Origin of the sequence: Rhodoblastus acidophilus, from assembly GCF_025961575.1 — a bacterium.
GTDB classification, from domain to species: Bacteria; Pseudomonadota; Alphaproteobacteria; order Rhizobiales; family Beijerinckiaceae; genus Rhodoblastus; species Rhodoblastus acidophilus_C.
On record NZ_JAOQNX010000073.1, the window covers coordinates 1 to 1498 of the forward strand.

At 65.5% G+C, this 1498-nt stretch carries 1 protein-coding gene; it reads right to left on the bottom strand.

Translation table 11 applies throughout. From position 1 onward, the window contains the following. Window positions 1-172 precede the first annotated feature (172 nt). The coding region (locus M2320_RS23170; protein WP_425540719.1) for an IS1182 family transposase at window positions 173-1498 on the bottom strand (1326 nt) is incomplete at its 5' end.

A 1498-nucleotide genomic window follows, 5' to 3' on the forward strand; every position in this document is an offset into this window, starting at 1 on the left:
CTCCTCAGAGGCTGTGACTTAATCTCTGTCCCTTCGCTTGTCTGATGAGTTGGGTGTGGGGACAACCAGCGTGCTTGCGGGGTCCCTCTTGTCAGGCGGCAGAACGGCCTGCAGCGCGCAAGCAACTGGGCTTGCCGTGTCAATCGCTTGTTGGCCCTTTCAGGCGGCTTGCTCAGGCGGCCCGCAGCCTCGCTTCCGTCAGGATGTTGGACGCCAGGCTGAACCAGCGCATCAAGGTCTCGATCTTCTCTTTGCCGCGCAGCAGCAGGCGGTCGAGGCCGAGGTTGCGCAGTTTGGCGTGGACAAGCTCACAACGCGCGCGTCGTTGGTAGGCGCGTTGGCCCTCTTCGCTCGCCATGCGGACGCGCCACGCCGTCACTGCGTGCGGTTCATGCTTGGGTTGGCTCCGCTCTTGCCCTGGTTTCGCCTTCGGCGGCGGACAATACAGCGCTGTCCCGGCCCGCGCCGCCGCACAAATGTCCTCTGTCGCGAGATAGCCGCCGTCGACCAGATAAGTCTTGGCGCGCCGCCCGTAGGTCGTTTCGATCCTTTGCGCCATCGGTTCGGCCAGGCCGTGATCCGACCCCACCGTTTCGCACGACACCGACACGATCACCCCGCTCTCGGGCAGGCTGGCGAACTGCACATTATAGGCCGGACGAAAGCCGCCATCGGCCATTTTCATCACCCGAGCCTGCGGATCGGTGGTCGAGGCGCGCGGCTCCTTCTGCTTTTGCGTTTCCTTCTTGTTGGTCTTCGCCCGCTTCTCGCGCAGCTTCTCGGCTTCGCCCAGCGCCGCCAACGCCGCTTCGACCTTCGCCTGCCGCTCCCGGGCGGCCCGGTCGCGCGCCGCCTGCTGGCGTTTGCCCGAAGCGCCGGGATCGTCGTCCTCGTCCTTGGACAGACGCTCAACCAGCGCCTTGGCCTTCGCCAATTCAAGCTCCAGCGTCTTGCGGCGGCGGAACGAGGCGGCGCCGGCGCTGGCGCGCAACCGCACGCCATCCTGCGCGATTTCGTCGAGACTGATCACGCCGGCGACCGAAAGGCTGGCGACATGCTCGGCGAGCAACCGGCCGATCAGGTCGCCGCGCTGGCTGCGAAACTCCGAGAGAAGCCGATGGTTGACGCTCACGCCGCCGCACAGCCAGCGAAAGGCGGCGTCGCTCTCGCACATCTGCGCCAGCGCCCGCGCGCTGCCGATGCCGCGCGTGGTCGCATAAAGCCACAAGGCGAGCAAAAGATGCAGCGAGGTCTGCGGCATGCCTGGCGCGCCCTCACGCGATTTCACTTCCGCCTCGAGAGCCGACAGGTCAACTTTTTCGGCGTAAGCCCAGATGATCCGGGCGGGATGATCGTCGCCGATCAGAGCATCGAGGTCGCAGACTTGCAGGGTGATCTGATCGCGCGAAGGCTCCCGCAGCCGCACGCGGCCTTTCGCGGCGGGCTTGGTCGGATCGACATTGGCAAGGTCATCAAAAAGTTCGCTCATGACAACTGC